The organism is Phaeobacter sp. JH20_34, assembly GCF_048056095.1.
GTDB lineage: Bacteria > Pseudomonadota > Alphaproteobacteria > Rhodobacterales > Rhodobacteraceae > Phaeobacter > Phaeobacter bryozoorum.
In genome coordinates, this window is sequence record NZ_JAYMWT010000004.1 from 945,868 (window position 1) to 958,952 (window position 13,085).

The following is a 13,085-nucleotide window of genomic DNA, read 5'->3' on the forward strand; positions in this document are numbered from 1 at the left end:
GCGGGATTGTTGCAAAAGTGCGTCCAGATTTTTTCTTTAGAGTTCGACCGGCCTTGGCCGGAATCATCCTCAGCGCATGCGCAAATTTTGCACAGGCAGAATCAGCGCATGGCATAGCTATGTATGGGGACCCGGCACTACCACCGGATTTTGTGTCTTTACCCTATGCAAATGCCGATGCCCCCAAGGGCGGCACCGTGGTCTTCGGCAACACCGGCGGCTTTGATACGCTGAACCCGTTTGCCCAAAAAGGCACCCCGCCCTGGCAGCTCCGTTTCTGGGGATATGAGAGCCTGATGGGGCGCTCGGCGGATGAACCTTTCACCCTCTACGGGCTGCTGGCCGAATCGATTGAGGTGCCAGAGGATCGCGCCTGGGTTGAATTCACCCTGCGCCCCGAGGCCCGATTCTCCGATGGATCGCCTGTCACGGTCGAGGATGTCATCTGGTCCTACCAGACCCTCGGCCAGGAAGGGCATATCCGCTACCGCCGGTTCTGGACCCAGATCGACAGCATCGAACAGACCGGAGAGCGCAGCCTGCGCATCACCTTCAACGAAGACAACCGCGAACTGGCGCTGATCGCCGGGCTGCGTCCGATCCTGAAAAAGGCGCAGTGGCAAGGCAAGGATTTCGCCGAGTCCGGCCTGCAGGAAGCCCCGATCGGCTCCGGCCCCTATACGGTGGCGGATTTCGAACCCGGTCGTTTCATCCGTTTTTCCCGCAACCCGGAGTACTGGGGGCAGGATCTGCCGCTGCGGCGCGGCACCAATAATTTTGATGAGATCCGGCTCGATTTCTATGGCGACCAGACCGTCCTGCTGGAGGCCTTCAAGGCCGGGGAAATTTCTGCAATCCGCGAATTCAACGCCGCCAAATGGGACAAGGCCTATGATTTTCCTGCGGTGACCTCCGGTGAGGTGATCAAGACCGTCATCCCCAACGGCAACCCTTCGGGCATGACCGGTATCGCTGTGAATACCCGCCGTGCCCCATTCGACGATTGGCGGGTGCGCGAAGCGCTGATCCAGGCGTTCAACTTCGAATATATGAACGAAACGCTGACAGGTGGCACCCAGCCGCGGATTTCTTCCTATTTCTCGAACTCCTATCTTGCCATGCAGCCGGGAGCTGCCGAAGGCAAGGTGCGCGAGCTCTTGACCCCGTTCAAAGACAGCCTGCTCCCCGGCGTGATGGAGGGCTATACGCTGCCGGTCAGCGACGGGAGCGAGCGCAATCGCAAGAACCTGCGCACCGCAACCAAACTGCTGGCGGAGGCCGGATGGACGGTCCAAGACGGCATCATGCGCAACGCAGATGGCGAGGCGCTTGAGATCAAGGTGCTGTTGACCCCCGGCAATCTGGGCGAAGGCGAGATGCGCTCGGTCGTGGAAATCTATGCCCGCGCTCTGGAACGTCTCGGTATCGCGCTGGAGGCCGACATGGTGGACAGTGCCCAGTTTGTCGAACGTCAGCAGGAATTCGACTACGACATGACCTTCTTCCGCCGCTCGATGTCGCTCAGCCCCGGCAACGAGCAATATCTTTACTGGGGCAGCGACGCTGCGCAGCAGCCGGGATCGCGCAATCTGATCGGGATCGAGGACCCTGCCGTGGATGCAATGATCGACGCCATGCTGACCTCCAAAAGCAAAGAGGATTTCACCGCCGCCGCCCGCGCGCTTGACCGTCTGCTGACCGCAGGACGCTATGTGATGCCGGTCTGGCAATACGCCGAAGGCCGCATCGCCCATCGCAAGGAGTTGAAATTCCCCGAGCGTCTGCCCGTCAGCGGCGATGGTATCAGCTACATGCCAGAGGTCTGGTGGTATCAGGCCCACTGACCAAGCCACAGCAGAAGCTGACAGAAGCCCGCCCCGGTCATCGGTGGCGGGCTTTTTTCGGCGAGCCAAAACGGTTGACGCAGGAATACTACTTCCGTATTTCGTGAAATATGGAAATAAAGCTTACATCACAGCTTTCCGCCTTGGCCCACCCCCAGCGGCTGGCGCTGTTTCGTCTGCTGATGCGGCGATATCCCGATGCGGTTCCCGCAGGCGAAATCGCGACGGCGCTGGCGCAGAAGGCCAATACCGTTTCCGCTTATCTTTCAACGCTCACCGCGGCGGGGCTGATCCTGTCGCAGCGGCAAGGCACGTCACTGCTCTATCAGGCACATCTGAACGGTCTGCGCGGGGTGTTTGATCAGCTGCTGTCCGACTGCTGCCAGAACCGCCCGGATATCTGCACCCCGCCGGATCACGAGACGGCGCTCATCCCCACGGCTGAGCGCCCGCTGAATGTCCTCTTCATCTGCACCGGCAACTCAGCCCGGTCGATCATGGCCGAGGCGATCCTGACCCAGGAGGGGCATGGCCGCTTCATCGCGCATTCTGCCGGCAGCCAGCCCGCGACAGCCCCAAGACCCGAAGTTCTGGCGCTGCTGCGCGCCAAGGGTCATGACACCGCCACCTTGCGCTCCAAACATCTCAGCGCGGTCTCCGGCGAGGCTGCGCCGCAGATAGATTTCGTCTTTACCGTCTGCAATCACGCCGCAAATGAAGCCTGCCCAGCCTGGCCCGGTCAGCCCATGAGCGCCCATTGGGGCCTGCCTGATCCCGTGATGACCAAAGGGACAGAGGCGCAGAAACAGCTTGCCTATCAACAGGCCTACGGGCTGCTGCGCAATCGCATCCGGGCCTTTGCGGCGCTGCCTTTTGAGACACTCAACCGACTGTCGTTGCAACATCATCTGGATGATATCGGCCGTCACAAAGCCACCGAACGCTCCTAAGAAACGGGTTTCCCATATGAATATCCTCGTCCTCTGTACCGGCAATTCAGCGCGGTCTATCCTGCTGGAAACGCTGCTGAACACCCATGGGAATGGCCGTGTCCGCGCCTTTTCCGCCGGATCCAAACCCGCCGGAAAAGTGCATCCGCAGTCATTGGTTCTGCTGAATGAGAAAGGCCATGACACAGACGCGGCCCGATCAAAAAGCTGGGACGAATTTGCAGGCGCCGATGCCCCTGAGATGGACCTTGTGATCACCGTCTGCGCCTCCGCCGCAGGCGAAACCTGCCCGATCTGGCCCGGCGCGCCGCTCCGCGCCCATTGGGGTATCGAGGATCCGGCCGCCGCCGCGGAGCCAGATTGGGACGCTGCCTTTCAGACCGCCTATGCGCGGCTGGAGCGCCGCGCGCTGGCCTTCCTTGATCTGCCGCTGGAGACGCTGGATCGTGACAGCCTGCGCCAGGAGCTGACACGCATCGGAGAGCTGCCATGACCACGCAGAAGCTGATGGCCGAGGGGCTAGGCACCTGTTTCCTGCTGATTGGCGTCGTGGGCTCCGGCATCATGGCCGAAACCCTGTCGGGCGGAAATGTCGGGCTGGCGCTGCTGGCCAATGCGGTGGCAACCGGCGCGATGCTCTATGTGATCATCACCACGCTGGGGCCGATCTCGGGCGCGCATTTCAATCCGGCTGTGACGCTGGCCTTTGCGCTGCGCGGTGACCACAGCTGGCGCGCGGTTCCGCCCTATCTGGCGGCGCAGATCATAGGGGGCATCCTCGGCGTCTGGGCAAGCCACGTGATGTTCGATCTGTCGATCCTGCAAAGCTCCAGCACAATGCACCGAACCGGTATGGCCCAGTGGTTCTCCGAAATCCTCGCGACATTTGGATTGCTCTTCGTGATCTTCGGCGGGTTGCGATCGCGGCCCGAGGCCGTGCCGACGCTGGTCGCCTTCTACATCACAGGTGCCTATTGGTTCACTTCCTCCACCAGCTTTGCCAATCCGGCGGTCACCATTGCACGCGGGTTCAGCGACACCTTCGCCGGGATCTACCCCGGCCATATCCTGATGTTCATCGTGATGCAGGTGATCGGCGTCGGGCTGGCGCATCTCCTCTTGCCGCGCCTGTTCCGTCCCAGCTGACCCTGCCCCTGACGCGAACCCGGATCCCGGCAGAGATTGGTACCGATCCCGTCAGCCGCCTCTTGCTATTGCTGCGCCCCGGCCGGTCCACCCCGTGCCGGGGCGCAGCACGTCTGACGCGGACTTTCTTTTTTTGCAAAAAATGCTAGCATAAATACCCACGCGCAATTTTGACCCGGAGGGACCCCCCCATGCCTGTTCAAACAGCCCGCGCCAGCTGGTTCGACAGGATGCCCCGTCTCAAGCAACGGTTTCCGCATCTGCAAACTCGCTCGGCCCCATCCCTGTTCGACGACAAGGATAAGTTTGTGGCTTATCTCGCCCGAACGCACCATCTGACGCTGACCGAAGCGCGTGAGGAAGTGGATGATTTTCTCTACACCGAAAGCCTGCACCGCGAGCTGGAGCATCAGCTGAACTGATCTCGGATCCCGCGTGGCTTAGGCACGCGCCATGCGATGGCGGTTGCCTTGGTGGCGCGCGAACGTCTGCAACCTAAATCATCCTGATTGCATCAGGCTGAGCATGGTCCGGCAGCGCGCGGCCCCCGCTGCGCCTGCGATGATCAGGACAGGGATGTCACCCAGAGGATACTGGCGTCTTCGTCGCTGAGCGAAATCACGTTATGGCCCATCGCCGCATCATAATAGGCGCTGTCACCGCGCCGCATTTCGATCGGTTCATAGAACTCGGTATAGAGCCGCACGACGCCGGTCAGCACGTATAGGAATTCCTCGCCATCGTGGCGCACCCAACCATCAAACTCGTCCATCGAGCGCGCCCGAACGCGGGCGCGATAAGGCAGCATCCGCTTGCGCGTCAGGCTGTCGGCCAAGAGTTCATGTTCGTAGGTGGTGGTCGCATGGGCAGACCCCTGACCGGTCTTTGTGACCGTCAGACGCCCGTTCACCTGATCCCGCTGCGGCTGCGTAAACAGCTGTGGAACCGAGATCTGAAGCCCGACGGCAAGCTTCTTCAACGCCTCGTAAGTCGGTGACATCTGGCCATTTTCGATCTTTGACAGGGTCGATCGGGCCAGGCCGGCCTGATTGGCCGCATGTTCCAATGTCCAGTCCCGCGCCTTGCGCAGCTCACGCACACGGGCGCCCAGATCCAGCGGCTCGGTTTCGGCAGCCTCGCCCGACGCACGGGCAATAGTGATGAGCGATTTTGGATCACGAGAGGTCATGCTTTTTCCTATAGGCCGGGGCGCGCCATCTTGCAACGCGTGGATTGCCAAGTTAGCCAATCGACATGCAATCCCTGTTTGACAGCGGGCCCTTCGCGCCCTGCCCCGCGCCGTTCAATCTGGCTGACCACGTGCTTTATCAACGTGGGTCGGCCCAACCTGCCGCGGCGGATGCCATGGCACTTGCGGTTCTGGCGGTTCAGGCAAACGCCGAAGCGTCGACGTCACCGGGCCAGCAGCCAAGCCCCCAGGTGCAGTCCTGGACCTATGGAAACCTGCGGGCCGCTGTGCGTGGAACCGGTACGGGATTGCTGGCGCAAGGTTTAAAACCCGGCGACCGGGTGTTGCTGCGCCTTGGCAATACGCCGATCTTTCCGATCGCCTATCTGGGCGCCATTGCCGTGGGTCTGGTGCCGGTCCCTACGTCATCGCAGCTGACCGAACCGGAGGTGGCACGTATTATCGACGACCTGTCTCCGGCCGCTGTGCTGCGCGATCCCGAGGTTCGGTCGGTGCCACATCCCCACGAAATTGACCGCGACTCACTTGAGGCAATGCAGCGCCACGCTCCGGCAGAAGACAGGTTTCAGATGCCCCTCGGCGACCCTGATCGGCCCGCTTATATCGTCTATACCTCCGGGACCGGCGGAAATCCGCGCGCGGTTGCCCATGCCCATCGCGCCATCTGGGCGCGGCAGATGATGATCCGCCACTGGTATGATCTGCGCCCCGACGACCGGCTGCTGCATGCCGGGGCCTTCAACTGGACCTTCACCCTCGGCACCGGTCTGATGGACCCCTGGAGTATCGGCGCGACAGCTCTGATCCCCGCGGAGGGCACGCCAGTGACCGCGCTGCCGGAGCTGTTGCGTCAGCATCGCGCCAGCCTCTTTGCCGCCGCGCCCGGTGTCTATCGCAAGCTGCTGCAAGCTGACGGGTTGCCTGATCTTCCGGCCCTGCGCCATGGTCTGTGCGCCGGGGAAAAGCTATCGGGCCAACTGGCTCGGAGCTGGCATCAGACCACCGGCACGCAGCTCTATGAGGCCTTTGGCATGTCGGAGTGCTCCACCTTCATCTCCGCGGATCCGGCGCGTGATCGCGATGCGGCTGAGGTCGGCGATACCCTGGGGTGGCCGCAACCGGGGCGACGGGTTGCCATCCTCGATCCTGACGGCAATCCGGTCCCCCGCAACACCCCCGGCGTCATTGCCATTGATCGCCACGATCCCGGGCTGATGCTGGGCTATGTCAACGCGCCCGAGGCGACCAGGGACCGCTATAGGGGCGACTGGTTCCTGACCGGTGACCTTGGCGAAATGGCGGGAGATGGCCAGATCCGCTACCTCGGTCGCAACGATGACGTGATGAATGCAGGCGGCTATCGCGTCTCCCCGCTGGAGGTGGAGGCCGCGCTGATGGCCCACCCCGATCTGGAACAGGTTGCCGTCACCTCGGTCGAGGTGAAACCCGACACTCATATTATCGTCGCGTTCTACACCGGTGCCAAAGACGTGACCGCCGAGGCGCTATCGACTTTTGCCAAGACCCGGCTGGCACGATACAAACAGCCCCGCGCCTATCTGCGCCTCGACGCGCTGCCCAGCGGAGCCAACGGAAAACTGCTGCGGCGCGCCCTGCCCGATTGCTATATTCGACACCAAAGGACCCCGTCATGAGCCTCGTTAAGCTGGATATCCTGTCCGACCCGATCTGCCCCTGGTGCTATATCGGCAAGACGCACCTGGACAAGGCGTTGGCCGACGTCGGCGATCATCCGTTTGTCATCGAGTGGCATCCGTTCCAGCTGAACCCTGACATGCCACGCGAAGGCATGGATCGGCGCGCCTATCTTGAGGCGAAATTCGGCGGCAAGGATGGCGCGGTCCGGGCCTATGCCCCGGTCGTTGAACACGCCAGCGCCGCCGGGCTGGAGATCAATTTTGAGGCCATGGAGCGCACCCCCAACACGCTGGACGCCCATCGGCTGATCCACTGGGCCGGGATCGAAGGCAAACAGGGCGCCGTGGTCGATGCTTTGTTTGACGCCTATTTCGTCAAAGCGCGGGATATTGGCGACGCCGAGGTCCTCGCCGATATCGCCGAAGCGGCCGGCATGGACCGGGCCGTCACCCTGCGCCTGTTGTCCGGCGACACAGACGCCGAGGAGATCCGCAGCCGCGATGCCCATTCGCGCAAGATGGGGATCACATCTGTCCCGACATTTGTGGTGGCCAATCAGCACGCCGTTCCCGGCGCCCAACAGCCCGAACTGTGGAAACAGGTTATCGCCGACATTCAGGCGCAGCTGGACCAGGACGCCGCTCCAAATGCGGAGCCGACCTGAGGGTCGCACGGTAACACACTGAAATACTGTAAAAACTAATGAAACTGGATCGCTGACCTCTGGCGGTCCGCTTCGCATCTGGCTTACGACGCATAAAGATGCACATAATTCTGTGCGCCCCCGCTTCTGGCCCAATCCCGGTGGATATGTTAGCGCGGACAGAGTGACGCCCAGACAGCGCCCGATTACCGGGGCTCCTGATGTGTCACCAGAGGTTTCAAATGACAAAAGATATTCACATCAGCATGTCAAAAGCTGAGTTCATTGCCCTGATTGCGATGATGTTCGCAACCGTTGCATTTTCCATCGACGCCATGCTGCCAGCCCTGCCCGAAATCGGTCAGACGCTCAGCCCTGACAACCCCAACCGTGCGCAGCTGGTCATTGCCGCCTTCGCGCTTGGCATGGGGATCGGGACTTTCTTTACAGGCCCGCTTTCCGATGCCTTTGGGCGCAGGACGGTCATTTTTGCTGCGGCTGCTCTTTATATTCTCGCCGCGCTGGCGGCCTACGCCAGCTCTTCTATCGAAATGCTGCTGCTCAGCCGTGTGGTCATGGGGCTTGGCGCTGCCGGTCCGCGTGTCGTGGCTCTGGCCATCGTGCGCGATCTCTATTCCGGCCGGGAAATGGCGCGGATGATGTCCATTGCCATGCTGATCTTCACCCTGGTCCCGGCCATCGCGCCGATGCTGGGGGCTGGTATTATCCTGCTGACAAGCTGGCGCGCGATCTTCCTGGCCTTCGCGCTATTTGCGATCATCATCATCCTGTGGATGGGGCTGCGCCTGCCCGAACCCCTGCCGCGGGAAAATCGCCGTCCGTTCCGCCTGCCGAGCCTGCTGGCCGCCGTGGCCGAGATGCTCCAGCACCCGACCGTCCGGCTGTCAATGATGGTCCAGTGCCTGTGCCTGGCGATGCTGTTTTGCATGATCACATTGGTGCAGCCGATCTTTGACGTGGTCTTTGACCGCGCGGCCAGCTTCCCCTTCTGGTTTGGCTTCATTGCCGTGATGTCTGGCACCGGCAGCCTGATCAATGCCTCCGTTGTGGTCCGCCTTGGGATGCGGCGCATGGTGACCTGGGCGCTGGGGGGGCAGATCCTGCTGTCAGCGATCATGCTGAGCCTGGGCACGCTGAACCTGCCGAATGATGTGATGTTCGGCCTCTTTGTGGCCTGGCAGACAAGCGTCTTTTTCATGGCTGGGCTAACCCTAGGCAACCTCAACGCAATGGCGATGGAACCGATGGGTCATATTGCAGGTATGGCAGCCTCGATCGTCGGGGGGGTCTCCACCGTATTTGCTGCCGCTGCGGCTGCTACCGTCGGGCTTCTGTTTGACGGCTCCATTGCGCCACTGACCGGGTCGATCCTGCTCATGGTCGCCGCAGGCTTTGTCATCATGCTGCATATGGCGCGGGTGGAGAACCGGATCGCAGCCGAATAATCCCGCCCTCAAGAGAATGAAAAACAAAGCCCCTCCAAATGTTGGAGGGGCTTTTTCACGTTCTCACTTCAGGCTGATCAGATCAGGCCGATCAGCTGGTTTTGGCCCTGGCCTTCTTCTTCTCGGCAACCACTTTTTCCGCCAGATCCCGCGCGATGGCAAAGGCACCTTTGATCTTGTCGCCGTCTTTCTTCCAGTCCCGACGGACGACAATCTTGTTGTCTTTCACCTTGGCCAGCCCATCCTGGGCCTGGATGAAGTCCACCAGCCCCTGGGGTGATGCGAATTTATCGTTGTGGAACTGGATCGTTGCCCCCTTGGGCCCGCCGTCCAGTTTGGCAATGCCAGCGCGTTTGCACATTGCCTTGATCCGCACCACCAGCATCAGCGTATTGACCTCCTTCGGCAGCGGACCGAAACGGTCGATAAGCTCCGCCGCAAAGCCTTCCAGCTCCACCTTGGTGCTAAGGTCGGAAAGCCGACGATACAGACCCAGACGCACATCCAGATCGGGTACGTACTCCTCTGGGATCAGGACCGGCACCCCTAGGTTGATCTGTGGCGCCCATTGATCATCGCTGCCGGTCAACCCTTCCAGCTCACCAGATTTGATCTTGGCAATCGCCTCTTCCAGCATGGACTGATAAAGCTCATAGCCCACATCACGCATCTGGCCGGATTGCTCCTCGCCCAGGAGGTTGCCAGCGCCGCGAATGTCCAGATCCTGTGACGCCAGAGAGAACCCCGCGCCCAGCGTATCCAGCGACCCCAGCACCCGCAGGCGTTTCTCTGCTCCGGGTGTCAGACGCACCCGCGGCTTGGTCGTGAGATAAGCATAGGCGCGCGTCTTTGACCGGCCCACGCGGCCCCGGATCTGATAGAGCTGCGCCAGACCAAACATATCGGCACGATGCACGACCATCGTATTGGCGGTCGGAATATCGAGGCCGGACTCCACGATTGTGGTCGCCAGCAGAATGTCGAACTTGCCATCGTAAAAGGCATTCATCCGGTCATCCAGATCCCCGGCGGCCAGCTGGCCGTGGGCGATGACGTAGCTCAGCTCGGGCAGCTGCTCCTTCAGAAAGGCTTCGACATCGGGCAGATCGGTGATGCGCGGCACCACGTAAAAGCTTTGCCCGCCACGATAATGTTCCCGCAGCAGCGCCTCGCGGATGGTGACGGCGTCAAACTCGCTGACATAGGTGCGGATCGCCAGACGGTCCACCGGCGGTGTGCCGATGATCGAGAGGTCCCGCACCCCGGTGAGGCTCAGCTGAAGCGTACGCGGAATCGGCGTCGCGGTCAGCGTCAGGACGTGAATGTCGCTGCGCATCTGTTTCAGCCGTTCTTTATGCGCGACCCCGAAATGCTGTTCCTCGTCGATGATCAGCAGGCCAAGGTTCTGAAACCGAATCGATTTGGCCAAAAGCGCATGGGTGCCAACCACGATATCAACCGTTCCGCGAGCCATGCCTTCGCGGGTTTTCGCCGCTTCCTTTGCTGAAACAAAGCGTGACAACTGCCTGACTTCCAAGGGAAACCCACGAAACCTCTGGGCAAAAGCCGCCGCATGTTGACGGGCAAGCAGCGTCGTCGGCGCGACAATAGCCACCTGCACACCGGACATCGCCGCAATGAAGGCCGCGCGCATCGCAATCTCGGTCTTGCCAAATCCAACGTCACCGCAGATCAGACGATCCATCGGCGAGCCGGACTGCAAATCCTCCATCACCTCGGCAATGGCACGCAGCTGGTCGTCGGTCTCCTGATAGGGGAAACGGGCGGAGAATTCCTCCCAGGCGTGCGGCGGCGGATCCATCATCGGCGCCTTGCGCAGCGCCCGTTCTGCGGCCACACGGATCAGCCGATCCGCCATCTCGCGGATGCGTTCCTTTAGCTTGGCCTTCTTGGCCTGCCAGGCACCGCCGCCGAGCCGATCCAGAAGCCCCTCATCGTGGCCGTATTTGGACAGCAGTTCAATGTTTTCGACTGGCAGGTACAGCTTTGATTGTTCTGCATATTCCAGCAGAATACACTCATGCGCCGCGCCAGCGGCGGTCACCACCTCCAGACCCTTGTAGCGGCCAATCCCATGGTCCACATGCACCACCAGATCACCCGGGCTGAGCGATTGGGTTTCGGTGAGGAAATTCTCGGCCTTGCGCCGCTTCTTGGGCGCGCGGATCAGCCGGTCACCCAGCACATCCTGTTCGGAAATCACCGTCAGATCGGCGGTCTCGAACCCGTGCTCCAGCGCCCAGACCGCCAGATGCAACCCAGATTTGCCGATCCGGGTGCCATCGCGGATCGCGATCACCTCGGCCAGGCCCTCATCCTCGATCAGGCCGGTCAAACGCTCTCGGGCGCCCTCTGAATAAGAGGCAACAACCACCGGACCCACCTGCAAACGCGCTTTAATATGATCTGCCAGCGCACTGAACAAGCTCACATTTTCCAGCTGTCGCTCCGGCGAGAAATTGCGTCCGATCCGCCCACCGGCATCAATCACCCCCGGCCCGCTGGCCTGTGGCAACGGATGGAACTGGATCACCCGGTGATCCGCGATCGCGGCCTCCCAAGCGGCATCATCCAGATACAGCAGCCCCGGCGGCACCGGTTTATAGACGGTATCCATCCGCCCCTTCTGCGCCATCGCGATCTTGCGCGTCTCATATTGGTCCGCGATGCTGTCCCAACGCGCCAACCGAGCCGGTGTCACCTGATCGTCCAATGTCACCGTGGCTGACGGCAGATAGTCAAACAGCGTTTCCAACCGCTCATGAAAGAACGGCAACCAATGCTCGATGCCCTGGTATTTTCGCCCGGCTGAAACCGCCTCGTAAAGCGGATCATCGGTGCCCGCTGCGCCAAACTCGATCCGGTAGTTCTGCCGAAACCGGGTCACCGCCGTCTCATCAAGGATCACCTCGGAAACCGGCGCCAATTCAACCACGCTCAGCTTTTCGGTGGTCCGCTGGGTGGCGGGATCAAACCGCCGGGCCCCATCCAGCACATCCCCAAAGAGATCCAGCCGTACCGGACCGCTCTGTCCCGGCGGATAGATATCAATGATACCGCCCCGCACCGCAAAATCTCCCGGCTCCATCACCGTCGGGCTCTTGGTGAATCCCATCCGTGTGAGGTAGCTGCGCAGCGCCTCCTCGTCGATGCGACGGTCCACTTCGGCGGTAAAGGCGGAATCCTTCAGAACCTGTCGTGCAGGCACCCGCTGGGTCGCCGCATTCAGCGTGGTGAGCAGCACAAATTGCCCCGGCATCTGATGCACAAGCGCCGCCAGCGTCGCCATCCGGGCCGCGGCAATATCTGCATTGGGCGACACACGGTCATACGGCAGGCAATCCCAGCCCGGAAAGCTGATTACCGGCATGTCGGGCGCAAAAAAAGCCAGCGCCGCCCGGGTCGCTTCCATCCGCTTGTCGTCGCGCGCCACATGCAGGACAGGACCGTTGCTGCTGGCCGCCTCTTTCAGGATCAGCCGCGCATCAAAACCTTCTGGTGCGCCGCCCGCGGTGATTGCCCGTTGCGCCATCTACGTCTCTCTTTCGTCGTCTGCCCGCAGGCGATTAACCGAGGAACCCGATTTGAAGGTTCTGATACATGCCCCAGAGCGCGGTGACAAAAATCGCCACCATCCCCACCAGCTGAATGAACAGCCGGCTGAGGGTCAGCTGCCGGATCAGGGTTTCCCCCGCCAGCCCTTCGCGGTGGATCCGGCGCGCGGAGTTCCAGTTAATTAGGCCGACAAACCCCATGGGAAAGGCCAGCAGGAACACGGCCTGGGCAAATTCAACACCGTAGTAAAACCCCAGCATCCCCAGCATGGCGAGCACAAAACAGGTCATGCCCAGCACCCAGTGGCCCGATACATCGGTGATATACATCATCCGGTTCACATTGACCCGCGCAATCGCCTCCAGATCCAGCGCTGCCTGTCCACCCTGCTTGCGGGCGCGGTACACCATGTCAAACGGCACCCCCATCACCCAATGGCTGGCAGAGGACCAGACAACGGCCAGCGCGATCCAGTACCACAGGTTGGAAAAGGACCGCAGATCAATCAGCTCGGTCAAGGTGTGAAACAGATCCACTGCGCGGCCCTTCTCTCGTCCAGTCTTTGCGCCCCTATATCCCCCGCGCGGCGCC

General features: G+C 61.4%; 11 protein-coding genes. 8 read left to right on the forward strand and 3 right to left on the reverse strand.

What is annotated here, in order from left to right; genetic code table 11:
* Window positions 1–17: 17 nt before the first annotated feature.
* From VWZ81_RS06075 to VWZ81_RS06095, 5 genes are all read left to right on the forward strand, one after another.
* Window positions 18–1,844 carry an extracellular solute-binding protein gene (locus VWZ81_RS06075; RefSeq protein WP_416540202.1) on the forward strand — a complete coding sequence of 609 codons (1,827 nt, stop codon included), beginning with the start codon at window positions 18–20 and terminating at the stop codon, window positions 1,842–1,844.
* A 110-nt stretch (window positions 1,845–1,954) separates the two neighbouring features.
* On the forward strand, window positions 1,955–2,794 hold the full coding sequence (locus VWZ81_RS06080) for a helix-turn-helix domain-containing protein (RefSeq protein ID WP_416542315.1): 840 nt from the start codon (window positions 1,955–1,957) through the stop codon (window positions 2,792–2,794).
* A gap of 16 nt (window positions 2,795–2,810) precedes the next feature.
* Window positions 2,811–3,287, forward strand: coding sequence for an arsenate reductase ArsC (locus tag VWZ81_RS06085; RefSeq protein ID WP_416542316.1), 477 nt, complete (start codon window positions 2,811–2,813; stop codon window positions 3,285–3,287).
* A complete protein-coding gene (locus VWZ81_RS06090) occupies window positions 3,284–3,940 on the forward strand; it encodes an MIP/aquaporin family protein (RefSeq protein ID WP_340545509.1) in 657 nt (218 codons plus the stop codon). Before VWZ81_RS06085 ends, VWZ81_RS06090 begins: the two co-directional genes overlap by 4 nt.
* A gap of 191 nt (window positions 3,941–4,131) precedes the next feature.
* Window positions 4,132–4,362: a hypothetical protein gene (locus VWZ81_RS06095; protein WP_014874610.1), complete on the forward strand. Its 231-nt coding sequence runs from the start codon at window positions 4,132–4,134 to the stop codon at window positions 4,360–4,362.
* A 143-nt stretch (window positions 4,363–4,505) separates the two neighbouring features.
* Here VWZ81_RS06095 and VWZ81_RS06100 read toward each other — a convergent pair whose 3' ends face one another.
* On the reverse strand, window positions 4,506–5,129 hold the full coding sequence (locus tag VWZ81_RS06100) for a helix-turn-helix domain-containing protein (RefSeq protein WP_340545508.1): 624 nt from the start codon (window positions 5,127–5,129) through the stop codon (window positions 4,506–4,508).
* Between the two features lie 65 nt (window positions 5,130–5,194).
* On the opposite strand from VWZ81_RS06100, the gene VWZ81_RS06105 reads away from it, so the two are divergent.
* The 3 genes from VWZ81_RS06105 to VWZ81_RS06115 all read left to right on the forward strand — a co-directional run bounded on the left by VWZ81_RS06105 (window position 5,195) and on the right by VWZ81_RS06115 (window position 8,918).
* Entirely contained in the window at window positions 5,195–6,805 is a 1,611-nt protein-coding gene (locus tag VWZ81_RS06105; protein WP_416542317.1) for a class I adenylate-forming enzyme family protein, read from the forward strand.
* Window positions 6,802–7,473 carry a DsbA family oxidoreductase gene (locus tag VWZ81_RS06110; RefSeq protein ID WP_416538723.1) on the forward strand — a complete coding sequence of 224 codons (672 nt, stop codon included), beginning with the start codon at window positions 6,802–6,804 and terminating at the stop codon, window positions 7,471–7,473. Before VWZ81_RS06105 ends, VWZ81_RS06110 begins: the two co-directional genes overlap by 4 nt.
* Before the next feature lie 221 nt (window positions 7,474–7,694).
* Window positions 7,695–8,918, forward strand: a complete 1,224-nt coding sequence (locus tag VWZ81_RS06115) for an MFS transporter (protein WP_416535973.1) — start codon at window positions 7,695–7,697, stop codon at window positions 8,916–8,918.
* Window positions 8,919–9,009: 91 nt separating this feature from the next.
* Here VWZ81_RS06115 and mfd read toward each other — a convergent pair whose 3' ends face one another.
* Both mfd and VWZ81_RS06125 read right to left on the reverse strand, forming a co-directional pair.
* Complete coding sequence (gene mfd / locus VWZ81_RS06120; protein WP_416542318.1) at window positions 9,010–12,471, reverse strand: transcription-repair coupling factor; 3,462 nt, start codon at window positions 12,469–12,471, stop codon at window positions 9,010–9,012.
* Between the two features lie 34 nt (window positions 12,472–12,505).
* Entirely contained in the window at window positions 12,506–13,030 is a 525-nt protein-coding gene (locus VWZ81_RS06125) for a component of SufBCD complex (RefSeq protein WP_340545503.1), read from the reverse strand.
* Window positions 13,031–13,085 lie beyond the last annotated feature (55 nt).

Bases quoted from the DNA above. Each gene is read 5' to 3' on its own strand.
- mfd (WP_416542318.1), bottom strand. From the start codon at position 12,471: ATGGCGCAACGGGCAATCACCGCGGGCGGCGCACCAGAAGGTTTTGAT.
- VWZ81_RS06090 (WP_340545509.1), top strand. From the start codon at position 3,284: ATGACCACGCAGAAGCTGATGGCCGAGGGGCTAGGCACCTGTTTCCTG.
- VWZ81_RS06100 (WP_340545508.1), bottom strand. From the start codon at position 5,129: ATGACCTCTCGTGATCCAAAATCGCTCATCACTATTGCCCGTGCGTCG.
- VWZ81_RS06110 (WP_416538723.1), top strand. From the start codon at position 6,802: ATGAGCCTCGTTAAGCTGGATATCCTGTCCGACCCGATCTGCCCCTGG.
- VWZ81_RS06085 (WP_416542316.1), top strand. From the start codon at position 2,811: ATGAATATCCTCGTCCTCTGTACCGGCAATTCAGCGCGGTCTATCCTG.
- VWZ81_RS06105 (WP_416542317.1), top strand. From the start codon at position 5,195: ATGCAATCCCTGTTTGACAGCGGGCCCTTCGCGCCCTGCCCCGCGCCG.
- VWZ81_RS06115 (WP_416535973.1), top strand. From the start codon at position 7,695: ATGACAAAAGATATTCACATCAGCATGTCAAAAGCTGAGTTCATTGCC.
- VWZ81_RS06095 (WP_014874610.1), top strand. From the start codon at position 4,132: ATGCCTGTTCAAACAGCCCGCGCCAGCTGGTTCGACAGGATGCCCCGT.
- VWZ81_RS06080 (WP_416542315.1), top strand. From the start codon at position 1,955: ATGGAAATAAAGCTTACATCACAGCTTTCCGCCTTGGCCCACCCCCAG.